Consider the following 18,140-nt stretch of genomic DNA (forward strand, 5'->3'; position numbering starts at 1 on the left):
CGCCATGGCCGTTTCCGAAAGCGGTCATTTGAGCGACCAAGCAGGACCGCTTGTTCACTGCAAAGGCCGACTTGACCAGATCGTAGGCAACACATCAGCCATCCGGCGAGTGAAGCGACAAGGCTTGACTTCCCATCACAATGAGGCGACGGCCCGTGTGCTGGTTAGTCATGGATACTGTTAACCTGAAGTCGTTCTAGGAGTGCGCCGGGATCTCCGGTTTCGCCTTGGCAGCCGTCTTGATTGCGGGGACGCAGCCCCCCTGAAACGGTTGTCAATCTGATCGAGCGTCGCCCGCGCAGAATAGGCATTCACCTCAAGCAGTTCCTCAAAAAGAGTTGTGCCGATGTTGCGAGTGCTGGGTCCAAGCCGATGAAGCGTCACCGCTATGTCGACAAAATCGGGAGCGACTGCAGACGTCCCAGTCCGGATATCCCCGAGATCGCTGCGCCACTTTTCGACGAGGGCCGTGGCGATCCTGCCAACCAGTAGAGCTTGATGCGGTAATAGCGTTTGAAGACGATCCACGATGAAGGTGGACTCTCGGCTGCTCGCCCCTTTCAGATTATCGGCAAGAATGGAGAGTAGTGGTGTCCAATTTTCGTCCGGCTCGATTTCATCGACTAGCCTAAACAAGTCGAGGATCGCGTGCCAGATTTTGGGTGTCGCGATTGGCGCTAGCTGCTGAAGTATCTGCGACGAAGCCGCGGCCGATCGCGACTCACGGTCCGACCAGACATTTACAGCAGCGTACGCGACACCAACGCGCTCGTCTTCTGTGCCCTCGGAAATGATATCCGACAACATCGGTTTCGGCCAGTCGAGTTCGGGGCGAATGAGCGCCGCGAGTGCAATAAGCTCGCCATATGCCTGGCGCACCAGCGGCGCTTCCGCTGCTTTCCAGTCGGCTACAATTGCGCGGACGAGGTCGGGGACTGTCCATAGTGAATGAGTCAACATCATCGCAGCCTCGCGTGTTGTTGACAAATTGGGGTAGCGTTTGAAAAGCGTGTCAATAAGCGTTGCGAGCTTACTGAGGTCCGTAGGTCGGATATAGGCGAACCAGCGCAGTAGAGCGCTCCATATCCGCTGTCCTTCATCGCGCTTCAGCTGCGAGGTCAAAAGGTCTACGATACGGTCAGGGTCCTTCCGCTGAAGAAATATCCGGATCAGAGTCTCGATGATGGGAAAGTTGCCGTGGGGCAGGATCGAGAGTCCTCCCATGCCCCACAAGACGCTCCCCTCTCTCTCGCCTTCCTGCACCGAAGAGATTTTTTGGTCAGATGGCTTGGTGAGGTCGTCGTCTTCATCGCCATCGTGGTCCGGCTCGTCGATATTAGGACTGGATAGCCAGGCCGTCACCAGCTCGATTGTTGCGTCGTCAACAGGGTAGTCTCGCCGGATTAGTCGTTCGATGGCTCCTGCCGCACGGCCCCTGAATTCTTCCCCTTCGAAACCGCGGGCATCGGTGTCCTTGATCAGGTCAATTACCACCGCTGGGTCACTAGACTCAGCCATCGCGTCAATGGCGTAACCCGCCGCACGTGTCCCGTAAGAAGGCTCAAATTGATCGATAAGACGCTTGGCGCGCTCCGCGTTAGTTTTGGAGAACTCCGCGAATTCGCGCGCCAGCTGGATGTTTCCGCCCTTGCGCCAATGCTTCGGATTGTCCCAACCAGTCGCGTCTGGCAATTGTTTGAACGCGTTGACAATGTCTTTGTCACTCGCCAGCGCAAGGCTCTTCGCCTCGATGGTCGATCCGATAAAGGTTGGTCCATAGAAGGTCGCGCCGGTGCGGTCGTCCGGAAAGCGCCGGCGCTCTTCGGTGATGTGGCGTTTCACTGCATTTGACGTCCGCTCCTCAGGAAGTGCCGAGAGAACTCGCAGCTTCAGCTTTCGAATGAGCTGGTCGAAGTATTGCCTGCCCTTGGCATCAAGTCCTTCTCTGGGTCGGGGTCTATAACTGAGCACAGCAGTTTCAAATTGCTGTAGCTCTTCATCTGACCAATAGGGGCTTACCGCCCCGACGAGGCGTACCGCCGTTGCCGTCATGTCCTGAGAATTGCCAAGGTGCAGGCGATTTAGATTGTCGATAAAGAACCGGAGCGAACGAGTTGCGAAACGCTGAGGTTGGCTCGCCAGACCATGAGCAAACAATCTCTGAGCGGGCACGGCATCTTCGGTCTCGATCTCGCTCAGCCACTTCTCAAATCCAGCTGGATCCTGCTCTGCGAAACTCTCCATTGCTACGCGGAACGCGCCGAGGATAGATTTCTCAGGCAACTCGATGTCGTCACGTTCTCCTTCAAATCGGAGGTCCAACAGATAGGAGATGGCAAAGCCCGGACCGTCCATGGCTTTTAGAAATCGGCGAAGCGCGGTGAATACCTTGGTGAACCAAGGCCAAAGATGCTGTAGGAATAGCGAAGGGCTTTCAACTGCCAACGCTTCGAGACTGTCCCAGCCATCAGACTCCACGACGCTAGTTATCGGCTCTGCAGTTGAGTTCCTCATTTGCCAGAGAACTCGGGTTGTCTCGTCTCCCTCTGGCTCCGCCAGCGATGTGCGCCGCTCTGACTCGGCGATCCCTTTATCTAGCTCCGCGTACAGCTTCTTTGCGACAAGCCTGATCGCTAAGTCAGGATGTGAAACACCTACCACCCCAACCATGTCGTCAAATGCGTATGGTGACAAGGTCGAACGACTTGCAACGACCTCAGCGATCCTTAAGACGTCTTCGGACCAAGCCGGGCAGCCTTTAATGACTGTCCATATGGCATTGTCGTGGTTTACATCTGGTAGCCAATATTCCTGAATCAGCGCTATGACATCGGCAGGTGCAAACTTCCAGGCGGCATCGAGAATGCCAGCCGCGACATTCCCCTCACTATGAGAGGCCATGGCTTCTGCGATCGTTGAGCGGAACCGTTCGAACCACCCTTGACTACCGATCATTGCTTGCAGCGCTGTGCGACGATGCCCCGACTTCAGGGCCTCAGCGAACAGAACCGCTTCCGAGTCGGTAGGAGAGTTTTGCTGCCCGAGAAACTCGATCAGCAGGATTCTCAAATGTTTGCGAAGTGTAGCGACCCCCCAGATCGTGCGCAGTTCCGCGAGATATGTATCGGGTTCGACGCCGCGCAAATAGGCTAGCGAGGTCCACAGTTTTGGTCTGATGAAGAGCGATGACTCGCGCTCTAGAACGTATGCGGACAGGCTTCCAGTTTGCTGAGCGAATGCCCGAGCAAGAGCGTGCTCGAAGACGGTTTGGTGTGAGAAGCCAATGCTGCCTGGACCGCCGAAATACGCGAGGACTCCGCTAGCGACAAGCGAAGCAAGTGCTGGTGCTTGGCCGTCGTAGCGGGCCGATGCAAGCCAAAGCGCCTCTTTCTCCGCCATGTCTTCGGCGATGGAAGACGCCAAGGAGGACAGCTGTGGTCCATTGGGTTGGTTGAGAATTCGCTCGCGCCACAGATAGTCCAGCATCTCGTGGTACTTGAGAAAGGGCTCAATCGATGCCGGACGCTCCAGTTTCAGGAAGGTGGACAGCGCTTGCGGCGTGCGCATAACCTCTTGTGCGTCGAGTGGCCAGCCAGCTGCCGCCACACCGTGCTCCTCAAGAATTTTGAGAACAGTGCTCCAAGGCGGAAGGGCAAGCGTAATACTCTCAGCCTGCACAGTTTTTAACCGTGTGTCGTGCTCATACTCAAACGAGCGTGCCGAAAGCACGATGTGAATATTTCGTTCGCCACCAAGCCGCCGAACCAGATTCAAGAGGACGCTCAATCTACCCGTGGACAGATCGACGTAGGTGGCTAGCGCGTCAAGTTGATCAATGACCAGCACGACCGAACGAAGCGAGGCAATTTCGCGCAGCATGACGCTTGGCCGCTTGGACAGTCCGAGGAAGTCTTTAAGATCGTCCTCTGTGTCGACGGACGGATCCAACAGGTCGGCCTTGATTGCCAATATGGGAATGCTTCTTTTTCGCAGCTCGATGCCCAGTGCCGCTAGAAGAGCGGATTTGCCTGAGCCTGGAAGTCCGAGCAGCGCGGTCGTGCTGCTGTCGGTACTCTCTATTGTCGAAAGAATCTGCTCGAGCTCGGGTCTAGAAATCTCCGTGCCGTCAGGAAGTGAGCGCGGCCAGTTGAGGAGCGAACGCGAGGCAATTTCGAGAGTTCTTCGATCCTCTGTGGCCCGTTCGTAGTCTTCCTCCCGCAGAACAGAGATGACGTTGACGCCAAATTCTTTGCGCAGGTACGTCGCGGTCTCAGCGCTCTTAATCGTCTCAACGTCATCTTCGGTCACCCGCAAGAAAAGCGAGAATGACCCAACCTTGGTCCTGATAACGCTGATGTGCGGGTTTCCGGTCAGTGCCTTCAAGCCGGCTACGATGCTCTCGACGCGTTCGGTCGGATAGTCAGCCTCACGGCCTTTCAACGTAAGGACGAGATTGCAATCGGGTATTGCGTCTGCCTGGACAACATGCGCAAGAGGTCCTTCCGGCTGCTCTTGGCCTTTCACGTCAGCAGGAGAGCTCGCTGGAAAAGGTGGCGGTGACGTTATTGACATCACTTCCCCGTGACGTGGATTGCTTGCGCCATAAGCGTCGATGAGCTCGAAAGCAAATGCGCTGGCGTGCGCCGCCGCGATTGGTTGGTCGATGAGGTCTTGTCCGGGTTCTTTGCCTTCACGCAAGTCGGAAATACCTCTGATGACTATCAGCGGTTTGCTTTCTCGCTCTGCCGCAAAGACGGCACCGTATCCCTCCATCTCCAGCCCAGTAGCATCGCCGTAATGCTGGGTTATCCGCTTCTCGAGCTGAACCCTTGAGTTGGATACGACGGCCTCTACGGACACTATAGGGGCAGTGAGTGCTTTCGGCGGAAAGAGAGCGGGATAGTCCGGCGAACCGGGCTTCGCAAATCCAGCCGGGGCATGCACTCGTGTCGGCCAGTCACCATCTCTTGCTATTTTCCGCGCCAGGTGAACAAGGGCGGGCTTAACCGGTATCGAATGCGGCCTCGCACTGAATGCTTTTGCCTCTTTGCCTGAATACGGCCAGTAGAGGTGGGTAGCGGCAAGTACACTTCCGATTCCGGCATCCTTCGGTTTTCTGGACGCAGCAACCCCGACAAATACGATTAGCTCTGCATCACCGATCGTAACGAGCGCGTTAGTGACAGCACCCGACGCTTCAAGGTTGCCCGCGCCACTCTCTACTACCACCACCAGCCAGTCATTTCCGGTACCGGAGAACCGACCTAACTCGAGAAAATTGCCGTCACGCCCCTTAATCGTACCGAGATTGGCGAGGTGTGCTCGAACTGCCTCCATTTCCAGCCCAAGCGCAGTAACAACGACCACGCGGCGAAGGCCCTGCGCATCCGCCTCGGTAAGTATCTGGGTTGGATCAACAAGCTTCATACGATCTCCAGGCTAGACAGATGCGTTATCGCGTGTTGCCAATTTTTTCATCCGAAAAGTGTGGACGCACCTAGTTATTCAGTCTTTTTCCACTCACGGTTTGCGATGCGAATTCGGACATCAGCGCAGTCGACTTGCTTCGCTCGTCCGTGGCATTTGCATGGAAACTGCACTGAGGCACGCCATTGGGGAGTGCAGCCGAGTTCGCAGGTGTGGAAATGTGGGTTTTTGAGATAAACTAGAACCCCGTACATTGAAAATGTACGTCAGCTATTGACGACGTAGCGCATAAAGCCGCCAGTCTTCGTTCCGATTTCCGCGGCCAGAACCGGACGGTCCGCTTCCGGCCCCGTAGCGGTCGTTTATCCAAGCCGAGCCGATGTCCGTTGTTGATGCAATCCAGCCATCCAAAACGCTCTAAGAGTTTGGTGGTGTTTGCCACCTCACTCCACGAAAAAGCCCGCGCGGCGATGCCGGCGGGCTCATATCCGGTTCGAAGGCGAACCGTGATTACTTCACGAGGTTGCGCTTGGCGAGCGTGCGCAGGCGCAGCGCATTGAGCTTGATGAAGCCGGCCGCATCCTTCTGGTCGTAGGCGCCCTGGTCGTCCTCGAAAGTGACGAGTTTGTCGGAATAGAGCGACTTTTCGCTTTCGCGGCCGATGACCATGACATTGCCCTTGTAGAGCTTCAGCGTCACCTCGCCTTCGACATGCTCCTGGCTCTTGTCGATCAGCGCCTGCAGCATCTCGCGCTCCGGCGAAAACCAGAAGCCGTAATAGATCAGCTCGGCGTAACGCGGCATGATGTCGTCCTTGAGATGGGCGGCGCCGCGGTCGAGCGTGATCGATTCGATGGCGCGATGCGCCGTAAGCAGGATGGTGCCGCCTGGTGTCTCGTAGACGCCGCGCGACTTCATGCCGACAAAGCGGTTCTCGACGAGGTCGAGACGGCCGATGCCGTTGTCACGTCCGTAATTGTTGAGCGCAGCCAAGAGCGTCGCCGGGCTCATGCGCACGCCGTTGATCGAAACCGCGTCACCCCTCTCGAAGCCGACCTTGATGGTCGTTGCCTTGTCGGGTGCGGCCTCAGGCGAAATGGTGCGCATATGCACATATTCAGGCGCCTCCTTGGAGGGGTCCTCGAGAACCTTGCCTTCGGAAGAGGAATGCAGAAGGTTGGCGTCGACCGAGAACGGCGCCTCGCCCATCTTGTCCTTGGCAACCGGGATCTGATGCTGTTCGGCAAAGGCCAGCAGGTCGGTGCGGCTCTTGAACGCCCAGTCGCGCCACGGCGCGATGATCTTGATGTCGGGGTTCAGGGCATAGGCGGAGAGCTCGAAACGGACCTGGTCGTTGCCCTTGCCGGTCGCGCCGTGGGCAATCGCATCGGCGCCGGTCTTCTTGGCGATATCGATCAGATGCTTGGAAATCAACGGACGGGCGATCGAGGTGCCGAGCAGGTAGACGCCCTCATAGACGGCATTGGCGCGGAACATCGGGAAGACGAAATCGCGCACGAATTCTTCGCGCACATCCTCGATGTAGATCTCCTTGATGCCGAGCATCTCGGCCTTCTTGCGCGCCGGCTCCAGCTCTTCGCCCTGGCCGAGATCGGCGGTGAAGGTGACGACTTCGGCGCCGAGTTCCGTCTGCAGCCACTTCAGGATGATCGAGGTGTCGAGGCCGCCGGAATAGGCGAGAACGACTTTCTTCACGTCTTTGTATGATGCCATGATGATGAGGTCCGTTGCATAAAAGGCCGGCGAAAACCCGGTGTCGCGGCACTTTTAGCGAGATTGGCGCGTGACGCAAGACCAAGTGCGACGGGATGGTGCCGATAGCGTTTGACAGCGCCAAAGCGGAGCCCATATTCGCCAGCGTCCGCAAATGCTCGAGGAGAGGTTGCCCCCGTGACGAATATTCAAGACATTTTCAAGAAGTCCAATGTTGCCGTCATCACCGGCGGCGCCTCCGGCATCGGTCTTGCCGCGGCGAAATATTTCGCCGGACGCGGCATGAGCGTCGCCATTGCCGATCTCGGCGGCGATCGGCTGGCCGACGCCGCCAACGACCTCAAGGCCATTGCCGGCGAGGAAAATGTGATGGCGGTCGAGACCGACGTCGCAGTCAAGGAATCCCTGGAGGCGCTCGAGCGCGCCGTGCTCCAGCGTTTCGGCCGTGTGCACGTGCTGATGAACAATGCCGGCATCGGCCCGGAAACCTCGATCTTCAGCCCGCAGGCGAACTGGGACAATATCTTCGCCGTCAACCTGATGGGTGTGATCAACGGCACGCGCACCTTCGGCCCGAAGATGCTGTCGCATGGCGAGCCCGGCCTGATCATCAACACCGGCTCCAAGCAGGGCATCACCACGCCGCCCGGCAACCCCGCCTACAACATCTCCAAATCAGGGGTGAAGGTCTTTACCGAAGCGCTGCAGCACGAGCTTCGCAACACCGAAGGCGGAAAGATCTCCGCCCACCTTCTGATCCCCGGCTTCGTGTTCACCGGCCTCACCAAGGGCGACCGCGCGGAAAAACCGGCCGCCGCCTGGACCGCCGAGCAGACGGTCGATTTCATGGTCGAAAGCCTCGAACGCGGCGATTTCTATATCCTTTGCCCTGACAATGATGTGGCGCGTCCGGTCGACGAACGCCGGATGGCCTGGGCGGCCGGCGATATCATCGAGAACCGTCCGCCGCTGTCACGCTGGCACAAGGACTACGCCGACAAGTTCAAGGCCTTCCTCGAACAGAAGTGATCGGCGCCAGAGCATGATGCCGAAAAGTGTGCGCGGTTTTCGGATGACATCATGCTCTACTTCTTTGACTTAGCTTCGAATGATCTTAGGCTTTGTCGGCCTAAAATCATTCGAATCTAGAAGGTTTGATTGGTAATTTTCTGAAAGCCGGGTAAGAGATCCGCAGATCCTTTCCGGCTTCAGAGTGTGTCATGGATTTCCTGCCCAGCCTGCCGACCCTTCTGGCCTTCGCCGCCGCGACGCTGCTGCTTGCGGCAACCCCAGGCCCCGACATGACGCTGTCGATCAGCCGCGCTCTCGCCCAGGGCAAAAAGGCGGCTCTCTTCGTTGTCGTCGGCACCAGCCTCGGCATCGTCGTCCACACCATGCTGGTCGCTTTCGGCATTTCGGCGCTGATCACCGCCTCGCCGACCGCCTTCCTGATTCTGAAGACCGGCGGTGCCGCCTATCTGCTCTGGCTGGCGGTGCAGGCTATCCGCTTCGGCTCGAAGCTCACCGTCGCCAAGGTCGAGGAGCAGAAGGGCACGCCACTTTCCAACATCTCCTCGGGCTTCTGGGTCAATCTTCTGAACCCGAAGGTCATCATCTTCTTTATGACCTTCCTGCCGCAATTCGTCAGCGCCGGCGATCCGGCCGTCACCCAAAAGCTGCTCTTTCTCGGCTTCTGCTTCATCCTGATCGGCATGCCGGTCAACGCCAGCGTCGTCTTTGCCGCCGACTGGCTGGCCTCATGGCTGCAGAACAACAAGAAAGTGCTGCGCGGCATGGACTACACCTTCGCCGGCGTCTTCTCGATCTTCGCCGCAAAGATCCTGCTCACCCAGGCGAGATAGCCGCGGTTGCGCAGCAATCCCGCGGTTGCGCAGCAATCCGCCCGAGGTCGGCTTATCGATCCGCCCGCGGTCGGTTGATCGATCCGCCCGCGGTCAGTTGATCGATCCGCCCGCGGTCGTGAAACGATCCGCCGCCAGCGACACCAATATTCGCGAGACGCCGAGCCGGAGCAGGCATTGACCGCGAATTTCGTCGTCTTCCAAAATTATTCCATGCCTTTCGCGCGAGTACTTGTGATCAACATATGATCGTAAGTCGGTAAATGTGGCTAGGCCACGCCACCTTCGCTGCCCACATATCCTTTACGGCTCACGAAGAGCTACCTTGAAAGGATAAGTCCATGATTACGTTCCGCAATATCATAACAGCAGGAATTGTTGCGCTGACGTTTGCCGCCACGTCCCTTACAGCGACAACACCTGCCTTAGCTCACGGCGGCGGAGGCCATGGCGGTGGCGGCTTCTCGCGGGACGGCGGCCATTTCGGCGACGGTTCCCATATGGGCGGCGGCACTTTCGCCGATCGCGGCTTCGAAGCGCATCATTTCGGCGGAGCCGGCCATTTTGGCGGACACCGCGACGGCCGTTTCGCCTTCCATGATAGAAATCGCCTGTTGTTCGGCGATGACGACTATGACCCGGAACAGTGCCAGCCGGAATGGCTCAACCAGTACGGCCATCGCGTACTGGTGGAAGTCTGCTCTTGATGACGGTCCCCCTGGCCTCTGAGGAGTCGTGAAACGATCAGCTGCCCGCTAACCGATCAGCAACGCTGTAGGCCTTAGCCGATCAGCAAGGCGTCATCATCCAGCGTCTGGCCGCGCATCTTGCGGAACATCGCGATCAGATCCTCGACCTGCAATGTCTTGCGGCTGTCGCCGGCGACATCGAGCACGATCTCACCGCCATGCAGCATCACCGTGCGGTGGCCATAATCGAGCGCCTGGCGCATCGAATGCGTCACCATCAGCGTTGTCAGCTTGCGCTCGGAAACGATTTTCTGGGTCAGACCCATGATGAATTCTGCCATGCCGGGGTCAAGCGCCGCAGTATGTTCGTCGAGCAGCAGCACTTCCGAGCCCGCCAGCGTCGCCATGACGAGCGAGACCGCTTGGCGCTGGCCACCGGAAAGCAGGTCCATGCGGTCCTTCATGCGGTTCTCCAGCCCGAGATTGAGCTCGGCGATCCTCGCGCGAAAATGGTCGCGCCGTTTTGCGCCAAGCGCCGAGACGAGCCCGCGTCGTTCGCCGCGGCGCGCCGCAAGCGCCAGGTTCTCCTCGATCGACAGCGCACCGCAGCTTCCGGTTAGCGGGTCCTGGAAGACACGGGCAACCAGCCCGGCGCGCGCCGCCGTCGTCTTGCGGGTCACGTCGGCATTGCCGATCAGCACCTGCCCTTCGCTTGCCAGCACATCGCCGGCGAGCACACCGAGCAGCGTCGATTTGCCGGCGCCGTTCGAGCCGATGACGGTGACGAAGGAGCCCTCCTCGATCGTCAGGCTGACACCTGAGAGCGCCTGCTTCTGCAGCGGCGTGTCGCGCCCAAAAACGACCTTGATGTTCTTGAGGTTGATCACGACGCGGCACCTCCGCGCAAACGGGGAAGGATGAGCGCCACGGTCACCAGCACGGCCGTCACGAAATTGAGGTCGGACGCCTGCAGGCCGATGACGTCGCTCGAAAGCGCCAGCTGGATCGCGATGCGATAGAGGATCGAGCCGAGCACGCAGCCGATTAGCGCGATCAGCAGACCACGCCGCCCGAGCAGCGTCTCGCCGATGATAACGGCGGCCAGACCGACGACGATCGTGCCGACGCCCGAGGTGACGTCGGCAAAGCCGTTCGTCTGGGCAAACAGCGCGCCGCCGAGCGCCACCAGCGCATTGGAGATCGCCATGCCGAGATAGATCTGCCGGCTGGTATCGACACCCTGGGCCCGCGCCATCCTTGCATTGGCGCCTGTCGCCCGCATTGCCAGGCCGGCATCACTCTCGAGGAAACGCCAGACCAGGATGAGCGCGATGACGACGAGAACACCGACGAAGAGCGGCCGCACGTAGAAATCGCGAAGGCCATGGCCGAAGAACGGGCTGATCATCGTGTCGGCATTGATAAGCGCGACATTGGGTTTTCCCATCACGCGCAGATTGACGGAAAACAATGCGATCATCGTCAGGATCGAAGCGAGGAGGTTGAGGATCTTGAAGCGCACGTTGAGCAGCGCCGTCACCATGCCCGCGGCGGCACCGGCCGCCATGGCGATCAGCGCCGCAAGCCAGGCATTGACGCCGGCAATGATCAGCACGGCCGTCACCGCCGCGCCAAGCGGAAAGGAGCCATCGACCGTCAGGTCGGGGAAATCCAGAACACGGAAGGCGAGATAGACCCCAAGGGCGACGAAGGAATAGACCAGTCCGAGTTCGACGGCCCCCCAGAATGCGATTTGGCTCAAGGCTTCCGCCCCTCTTCTATCCGCTTCCGCTCCGCGCCTTGCGCAAAACATCAGGCTTTTAATACCATCAGCCGCCCCCGTGTGGAACGGAAGCGGCTGCAAACTCGATCAGCGACGGCAGTCGCCTTGTTTATTCGATGACTTTGGTAGCGCGGGAAAGCACGCTCTGCGGCAGTGTGACCCCCATCTTCTCGGCCGCCGCCTTGTTGACGACGAGGTCGCTGCCGGCGGCAGCCTTGACGGCGATGTCGCCCGGGTTCTCGCCCTTCAGCACACGAACGACGATCTCGCCGGTCTGCTTGCCGACATCATAATAGTTGAAGCCGAGGGCGGCGATCGAGCCGCGCGAAACCGAATCCGTATCGGCGGTAAAGAGCGGCAGCTTGCTCTCCTCGGCAACCGCGACAGCGCCTTCAAGCGCAGAGATGATGGTGTTGTCGGTCGGAATGTAGATCGCATCGGCGCGGCCGACGAGTGCGCGTGCCGCACCCTGGACCTCGGCCGATTTGGTGGCGGCCGATTCGACCACCTTCAGGCCAGCCTTTTCGGCTTCAGCCTTCAGCACGGCGAGCAGCGAAACGGAATTCGCCTCGCCGGAATTGTAGAGATAGCCGATGGTTTTCACATCAGGCAGGATTTCCTTGATCAGCGCTATGTGCTCGGCGACCGGCGACATATCGGAAAGGCCGGTGACATTGCCGCCGGGCTTGTCCATGTTCTTGACGAGTTGGGCGCCCAGCGGATCGGACACGGCCGTGAAGACGACAGGAATGTCACGCGTCGAGGAGACGACGGCCTGGGCCGAGGGCGTCGAGATCGGCACGATGACATTGGGCTCGTCGCCGGCGAACTGGCGGGCGATCTGGGCCGCCGTCGCCGGATTGCCCTGCGCCGATTCGAACACGAATTTCAGGTTCTCGCCTTTCTTGTAGCCCGCAGCTGTCAGCGCATCGAGAACACCCTTGCGCGCCGCATCCAGCGCCGGATGTTCGACAATCGCCGTCACGGCGACGGTGACATCATCAGCCTTTGCCGGCAGGGAAAGGGCCAAACTGGCGGCAAGAGCGAGCAAAATCGGGCGCATGGGGATCCTCCTGAATGATTTTGGGGGCACTTTTAGGAAAAGCGCCCCCTGAAATCAATCGCGGAGAATTGTAGCGAGGATCAAACTTGCTGATCAGTCGTCGGCGCCGTGATTGGCGATCATCATCGCCTCGAAGGCCAGACGTTCGGTCTTGCGCATGCGTTCCGATTCCGATTTCAGCTGGCCGCAGGCGGCGAGAATGTCGCGGCCGCGCGGCGTGCGGATCGGCGAGGCATAACCTGCCGAATTGATGAAGTCGGCGAACTTCTCGATCTGCTCCCAGTCGGAACACTGATAATTGGTGCCGGGCCAGGGATTGAACGGAATGAGGTTGATCTTCGCCGGCACGCCCTTCAGGAGCTTGATCAGCCCCTTGGCATCTTCCAGGCTGTCGTTGACATCCTTCAGCATCACATATTCGAAGGTGATGCGCCGCGCGTTCGAAAGGCCAGGATAGGTCCGGCAGGCTTCGATCAGCTCCTTCAGCGGGTACTTCTTGTTGATCGGCACGAGAATGTCGCGCAGATCGTCGCGCACCGCATGCAGCGAAATCGCCAGCATGACGCCGATTTCCTCGCCGGTGCGGAAGATCTCCGGCACGACACCGGAGGTGGAAAGCGTCACGCGGCGCCTGGACAGCGACAGGCCGTCACCATCCGTGGCGATCAGCAATGCCTGCTTGACGGCATCGAAGTTATAAAGCGGCTCACCCATGCCCATCATGACGATGTTGCTGACCTTGCGGCCCTCGGCAGGCATGATCGTGCCCTGCGGCGCTTCACGGTCCGGGAAATCCCCAAGCCGGTCGCGGGCAAGCAGCAGCTGCGAAAGAATTTCCTCCGCCGTCAGGTTGCGCACCAGACGCTGCGTCCCGGTGTGACAGAAGGAACAGGTGAGCGTGCAGCCGACCTGGCTGGAAAGACAGAGCGTGCCGCGGCCCTCTTCCGGAATGTAGACGGCCTCGATCTCGACGGGACGCCCGGCGCCGCGGGCGGGAAAGCGCAGCAGCCACTTGCGCGTGCCGTCGTTGGAGACCTGCTCCTCGACGATCTCGGGACGTTCGATGGTGAAATGCTGCTTCAGCATCTCCCGCATGTCCTTGGCGACATTCGTCATATGGTCGAAGTCGGAGACCCCTCGCACATAGATCCAGTTCCAGAGCTGCGAGACGCGCATCTTGATCTGTTTCTCGCCCACACCCTTTTCCCGGAGTGCCGCCCCCATCTCCTCGCGCGACAGGCCGATCAACGACGGCTTCTCGACGCCGGAAGCGGCGCGGGGCGCCTGAGGCTTGATGACATCAATCGCATCCATGACGGACATAGTCTTTCATCCCGAATTCGAACACGTAACCGCCCCGCAAACCCTGCGAACTTCAGGGCTAAGCCGGAAGACTGGCGGGTGCATGACGGCACATTGGCAGAAATTGAATGGCGGAACGGCGACTGAAATCGCGATCTGTCCGCTGTTGCGCGGCCTTTAGCATCATTTTGCCCGCACGTCACTATAGATGGAAACGACAAGAGCCGGCGCAAGGCCGGCCCTCGAAGCTCTGACAACAAAAAAAGCTTACTTGCAGGTTTCGATCTGCTTCAGCGCAGCCGAGATACCCGAGAGCGAATAGCTGTAGGAGGTACCGGTGCCCTTGCGCGAAACGGCATTGACCGTCATCGAATGACCGGTCTTCATCGCGGCGACGAGGGCCGGCTCCTGCGCCGCGTTCTCGACCCAGCCGGCCTTGTCCTTGGTGAACATTACGAAGGTCTTGTTGTCGATGACGACGTTGATCTTCGAATTTTCCTTGACCGTGTAGCCCATCATCGCCTGCGGCTCGTAGGAGATGTTCTGGCCCGGACGCTGGGAGACGATGAAGAAATTGTCACCGTGGTCGACGCTTGCCGGCTGCTTTGCCGTCGGAACGGACAGCACATAGCAGACGGTGCTGCTGCCCGACTTGTAGGAGTAAGCGCCCCATGCCTGGAACTGCTGGATGCGGTTCGGCGCGGCCTGCTGCGCTGTCGCAACTCCGGCCATAACAAGGGTGAGTGCGAGAGCGGATACGATACTTTTTACAAACATGGATTCCTGCCGGTTCTTGCGATTCAAGGCCCGAAGCGATCATAGCGGGCGCCGCATAATCACGATCTGCTTTATTTTGACTTAATTCAGGTTACCAAATGGTCAACAATAGCTGCGATTTGTATGTGCCTGTGTCATTTCAGCTCGAGTGTCAATTTTCGCCCCTTTGACGGTATCGACCGCGACACCGTGCCCCAATGGCACTGGCCGTCCGTTCGGCTGAATTTAAGACACAAAGATTCAGGCAAGAGTTTGACCTTTCCCAAATCCGTTGTACCTCATTAAGACTTGGAAATCCGGGACGAAATTATTGCCGCAGGGGGCTGGTGAGGGGACATGGATGCCGAGGAAAGACAGCGTTTCGCTGCCCTCGCGAAGGCCGTCGCGAACGATCGCGACCAGCAGGCCTTTTCCATCCTGTTCGACTATTTCGCACCCCGCCTGAAGGCCTGGCTGATGCGCCAGAGGATGACACCAGGCGAGGCTGAGGAACTGGTCCAGGAGATCATGATCGTGCTCTGGCACAAGGCAGACCTCTATGATGCCACGCGATCTTCACTTTCGACCTGGCTTTTCCGCATTGCCCGCAATCGCCGCATCGACATGCAACGCCGCGCCAATACCCGCATCTTCGATGAGACTGATCCGGCCCTGCAGCCGCCGGGCGATATCGGCGCGGAAGAAATCATCGCCAATGACGATCGCGACGCCAAGATACGCGCCGCCGTCGGTCAATTGCCGGAGGAACAGCGCGACATGCTGCGCGCCGCCTTCTTCCTCGGTCAATCGCATTCGGAGATCGCCGAATCGACCGGCCTGCCGCTCGGCACGGTGAAGTCGCGTATCCGGCTTGCCTTCGGCAAGCTCCGCAAGGTGCTGGAACGCGAAATCGCCTGACGCAGGTCGCCCAAAAGTGTGTGGCGGACACGCGTTAAATCGTCTTCATCGCTTCTTCCGGCCGATCGGCGAGAACGCGGTCGGCCGCTTCGTAATGGCCCGGCCGGATATGGCCGCGCACCATGGCGAAGGCAGCCGAAAGCACGGCGATGTCATCGGAAAAGCCGATGACGGCGAAAATATCCGGGATCATGTCGATCGGCACGACGAAATAGGCGAGTGCTGCAAGCAGTACGCCGCGCACCTTCGTCGGCGTCTGCGGATCGAGCGCGCAATAGAAACCGGCAACGACATCGCGCGAGAACGGGATCTGCCGCACGGCCCGCCGGAATGTCGGCCAGAATTTCTGCCTGACGGTCTTCTCGCGCCGGCTCTGGGTGTCCTCGTCGCCCGGCAAGAGGATTTCCCCGAATTTGACCTCGTCCATCCCTGCATCCCTTTTGTCCATGCGAACATATGGTGACGGCGCCCAGTCTTTCAATCGGCCCCTTTCAATCGGCCCCGCTTTCAAGCAACACGTCGCGCCGCAGCCTTCTCCATGGCTTTGGCGAGCTTGAAATCCAGCTCCGTCAGCCCGCCGGCATCATGCGTGTTCAGCGTCACATCCACCCTGGAATAGACGTTGAACCATTCGGGATGGTGGTTGAGCTTCTCGGCCGCAAGTGCTGCCTGCGTCATGAAACCGAAAGCCTCGACGAAATTTGCGAACTTGAACGTCTTCGATATCGACGAACCCGCATCATTGAGCGCCCAGCCCGAAAGCTCGGTCAACTCAGCCTCAACCGCCGTCCGTTCCAGTTTTTCCATTTTCATGCCATGCTCCTCTTCTCTGTCCGACAGGTTCACCGATGAAACGCATCAGCATCCTTTTCGTTTGCATGGGCAATATATGCCGTTCTCCGCTCGCGGAGGGAATTTTTGGCCATCTCGTCGCCGAGGCCGGCTTGACCGGCGCTTTTACGGTCGCTTCCGCCGGCACCGGCGACTGGCATGAAGGCGATCCGCCCGACCAGCGTTCGATCGGCACCGCGAAAAACCACGGCATCGACATATCGGGGCAGCGCGCCAGGCGCATTCAGTCGAGGGATTTCATGGATTTCGATCTGATCCTTGCCATGGACCGCGACAACCTGGCGGCGCTCAAAAAGAGCGCGCCGCATGGGGCGAATATCCACCTTTTCGGTGATGCCGCGCTGGGAACGGGAGAGGATATTCCCGATCCCTATTATGGCGGTCCTGAAGGTTTCGAGCTGGTCTACACCAGGCTCTTGACCGGCTGCTGCAGGCTGCTCGAAACGCTGGGCGTCGAGCGTGCCTCGTGCAGCGGGAACACTTCCTCGGTGAGGTAAGGCCCTCCACCGACCGATTCGCGCGACGAAAGCAGCACGAAGCGCGGTGCGGTGAAGGTTGCCGTGTGGAAGTTGCCGCGTCCGGCCAGATATTGCACGACATCATCGAGCCGCGAGGATTTGAGCCGCGCCAGCGTCACATGCGGCATGAATTTGCGGGGATCCGGCGGCAGGCCGATGCGCTGGCAGATCCGCTCGATCTCGCCCTGCAGGGCATACATTTCAGGCGATTGCGAGACGCCGGCCCAGACCGAATGTGGTTTCTTCGAACCGAACGAACCGATGCCTTCCAGCCGGAACTGGAATTCCGGCCGGTCGATCCGGTCGAGACGTTCAACGATTTCATCGGCCGTGCGGCCGTCGACATCACCGATGAAGCGCAGGGTGATGTGGTAATTCTCCACATCGATCCATCGTGCTCCGGGGAGGCCACCGCGCAGCAATGAAAGACTCATCGCCGCATTGCGCGGAATTTCGAGGGCGGTAAACAGTCTCGGCATCACGAGCACTCCCCGAATCTTTTGCAGGTGCTCACACGGAATCATGCAATCAATAACCGCGCAAGCCCCTATTTCTTCACAGAAGAAATCGTTTCGACGAAATTTGTGACAGCAGGCTCCATCTTTTCGACCATGACGTCGACGCCTTTCGTATTTGGATGCATGCCGTCGTCAAGCTTCAACCCAGCCTCCAGCGCGACGCCGTCGAGGAAGAAGGCATAGAGTGGAAGCCCATGTTTTTCCGAGAGCTTCTGGTAGATCGGGTTGAATCGTGCGGCATAATCCGCTCCCATGTTCGGCGGCGCTATGATACCGGCGAGCAGCACGGCAATCCCACGCTCCTTTAGCCGGATAATCATCTGATCGAGATTCTTCGCGCTCTCTTCCGGCGGGATGCCGCGCAACGCATCATTGGCGCCAAGCTCGAGAATGACGCCATCGGTGCCGTCGGGTACCGACCAGTCGATGCGCGCAAGGCCCCCTGTCGTCGTGTCGCCGGAGACCCCGGCATTGGCGATGGTGACGTCGAGCCCCTTCGCTTTCAGGGCCGCCTGCAGCTTTTCCGGAAAGCCGTCGCCGGGCGGCAACTGATAGCCCGCCATCAAACTGTCCCCGAAACCGACGAGATTGATTGTCCGGGCATTGGCTCCAGTGGCAAGGATCAGCGAGACGGCGATGACGGTGAATTGAAGGGCGGCAACTTTAAATCTCATGCTGGCTTCCCTAGATTGGCGAAGTGCCGTTATGCGGCCATTCG

16 protein-coding genes are annotated in these 18,140 nt (G+C 59.1%); 5 read left to right on the forward strand and 11 right to left on the reverse strand.

Annotation, left to right across the window (positions count from 1 at the left end; translation table 11 throughout):
• Positions 1–180 precede the first annotated feature (180 nt).
• The gene (locus C3Y91_RS04760) at positions 181–5,427 is read right to left on the reverse strand and encodes a phosphorylase family protein (protein WP_164020595.1); all 5,247 of its coding nucleotides are present in this window, start codon (positions 5,425–5,427) and stop codon (positions 181–183) included.
• 510 nt (positions 5,428–5,937) lie between these two features.
• Positions 5,938–7,161, reverse strand: coding sequence for an argininosuccinate synthase (locus C3Y91_RS04765; protein ID WP_075224985.1), 1,224 nt, complete (start codon positions 7,159–7,161; stop codon positions 5,938–5,940).
• Between the two features lie 177 nt (positions 7,162–7,338).
• Here C3Y91_RS04765 and C3Y91_RS04770 point away from each other — a divergent pair, with 177 nt between their 5' ends.
• The 3 genes from C3Y91_RS04770 (at position 7,339) to C3Y91_RS04780 (ending at position 9,730) form a co-directional block, all read left to right on the forward strand.
• Complete coding sequence (locus C3Y91_RS04770; RefSeq protein WP_164020593.1) at positions 7,339–8,190, forward strand: SDR family NAD(P)-dependent oxidoreductase; 852 nt, start codon at positions 7,339–7,341, stop codon at positions 8,188–8,190.
• Positions 8,191–8,381: 191 nt separating this feature from the next.
• On the forward strand, positions 8,382–9,023 hold the full coding sequence (locus C3Y91_RS04775; protein WP_075224983.1) for a LysE family translocator: 642 nt from the start codon (positions 8,382–8,384) through the stop codon (positions 9,021–9,023).
• Between the two features lie 341 nt (positions 9,024–9,364).
• Positions 9,365–9,730 (forward strand): hypothetical protein, encoded by a 366-nt coding sequence (locus C3Y91_RS04780; protein WP_168575095.1) that lies wholly within the window; start codon positions 9,365–9,367, stop codon positions 9,728–9,730.
• Between the two features lie 74 nt (positions 9,731–9,804).
• Here the strand turns inward: C3Y91_RS04780 and C3Y91_RS04785 are convergent, their stop codons facing one another.
• From C3Y91_RS04785 to C3Y91_RS04805, 5 genes are all read right to left on the reverse strand, one after another.
• A complete protein-coding gene (locus C3Y91_RS04785; protein ID WP_130692965.1) occupies positions 9,805–10,599 on the reverse strand; it encodes an ABC transporter ATP-binding protein in 795 nt (264 codons plus the stop codon).
• Positions 10,596–11,474, reverse strand: coding sequence for an ABC transporter permease (locus C3Y91_RS04790; RefSeq protein ID WP_011653881.1), 879 nt, complete (start codon positions 11,472–11,474; stop codon positions 10,596–10,598). Before C3Y91_RS04790 ends, C3Y91_RS04785 begins: the two co-directional genes overlap by 4 nt.
• Positions 11,475–11,604: 130 nt before the next feature.
• Positions 11,605–12,558 carry an ABC transporter substrate-binding protein gene (locus C3Y91_RS04795; RefSeq protein ID WP_164020591.1) on the reverse strand — a complete coding sequence of 318 codons (954 nt, stop codon included), beginning with the start codon at positions 12,556–12,558 and terminating at the stop codon, positions 11,605–11,607.
• 93 nt (positions 12,559–12,651) lie between these two features.
• Positions 12,652–13,881, reverse strand: a complete 1,230-nt coding sequence (rlmN, locus tag C3Y91_RS04800) for a dual-specificity RNA methyltransferase RlmN (RefSeq protein WP_075224979.1) — start codon at positions 13,879–13,881, stop codon at positions 12,652–12,654.
• Between the two features lie 246 nt (positions 13,882–14,127).
• A complete protein-coding gene (locus tag C3Y91_RS04805; RefSeq protein WP_003543638.1) occupies positions 14,128–14,637 on the reverse strand; it encodes an invasion associated locus B family protein in 510 nt (169 codons plus the stop codon).
• A gap of 336 nt (positions 14,638–14,973) precedes the next feature.
• On the opposite strand from C3Y91_RS04805, the gene C3Y91_RS04810 reads away from it, so the two are divergent.
• Positions 14,974–15,534 (forward strand): sigma-70 family RNA polymerase sigma factor, encoded by a 561-nt coding sequence (locus tag C3Y91_RS04810; protein WP_075224978.1) that lies wholly within the window; start codon positions 14,974–14,976, stop codon positions 15,532–15,534.
• A 34-nt stretch (positions 15,535–15,568) separates the two neighbouring features.
• On the opposite strand, the gene C3Y91_RS04815 is transcribed toward C3Y91_RS04810, so the two are convergent.
• Both C3Y91_RS04815 and C3Y91_RS04820 read right to left on the reverse strand, forming a co-directional pair.
• Complete coding sequence (locus tag C3Y91_RS04815) at positions 15,569–15,961, reverse strand: YkvA family protein (RefSeq protein ID WP_024320421.1); 393 nt, start codon at positions 15,959–15,961, stop codon at positions 15,569–15,571.
• An 80-nt stretch (positions 15,962–16,041) separates the two neighbouring features.
• The gene (locus C3Y91_RS04820) at positions 16,042–16,347 is read right to left on the reverse strand and encodes a 4a-hydroxytetrahydrobiopterin dehydratase (protein WP_012759348.1); all 306 of its coding nucleotides are present in this window, start codon (positions 16,345–16,347) and stop codon (positions 16,042–16,044) included.
• Positions 16,348–16,382: 35 nt separating this feature from the next.
• Here C3Y91_RS04820 and C3Y91_RS04825 point away from each other — a divergent pair, with 35 nt between their 5' ends.
• Positions 16,383–16,883, forward strand: a complete 501-nt coding sequence (locus tag C3Y91_RS04825) for a low molecular weight protein-tyrosine-phosphatase (protein WP_168575096.1) — start codon at positions 16,383–16,385, stop codon at positions 16,881–16,883.
• Here the strand turns inward: C3Y91_RS04825 and thpR are convergent.
• Both thpR and C3Y91_RS04835 read right to left on the reverse strand, forming a co-directional pair.
• Complete coding sequence (gene thpR, locus C3Y91_RS04830) at positions 16,790–17,383, reverse strand: RNA 2',3'-cyclic phosphodiesterase (protein ID WP_003543644.1); 594 nt, start codon at positions 17,381–17,383, stop codon at positions 16,790–16,792. The genes C3Y91_RS04825 and thpR overlap by 94 nt on opposite strands.
• Before the next feature lie 68 nt (positions 17,384–17,451).
• Positions 17,452–18,096, reverse strand: coding sequence for an arylesterase (locus C3Y91_RS04835; protein ID WP_018072062.1), 645 nt, complete (start codon positions 18,094–18,096; stop codon positions 17,452–17,454).
• Between the last annotated feature and the right edge of the window lie 44 nt (positions 18,097–18,140).

Source organism: Rhizobium ruizarguesonis (assembly GCF_012349115.1).
Lineage (GTDB): Bacteria > Pseudomonadota > Alphaproteobacteria > Rhizobiales > Rhizobiaceae > Rhizobium > Rhizobium ruizarguesonis.